At 55.4% G+C, this 258-nt stretch carries 1 pseudogene; it reads right to left on the bottom strand.

Annotation, left to right across the window (positions count from 1 at the left end):
- Positions 1-258 (bottom strand): annotated as a pseudogene (locus H6A60_RS13315) (FAD-dependent oxidoreductase); the annotation flags it as partial.

The following is a 258-nucleotide window of genomic DNA, read 5'->3' as shown; positions in this document are numbered from 1 at the left end:
GTGTTGCCCGTACGCACCAATCGCTTGGCCGGCGTGTTGTAGAGGACCGGCGTTTTTTGCACGTCTTCAGCAATTCTGCGGAACGTTTGGAACAGAAGATCGCCGCCCGTAAAGCCTTTTCGCCCGTAAATGCTCCACTTTTTGATCGATTCGGCTCCCGGGAAGTTTTGCCAACCGGCATGACCGTAGACGCGGAACTTCGCTTCCGGATCCAGCTTCGCGATCCATTCCTTGATGGTGAGCGAACCTTCGCAGAAG

Origin of the sequence: Sutterella massiliensis (assembly GCF_016899755.1) — a bacterium.
GTDB classification, from domain to species: domain Bacteria; phylum Pseudomonadota; class Gammaproteobacteria; order Burkholderiales; family Burkholderiaceae_F; genus Sutterella; species Sutterella massiliensis.
The sequence above is the reverse complement of the archived record's forward strand: the minus strand, read 5'-3'. Positions and strand labels throughout refer to the sequence as shown.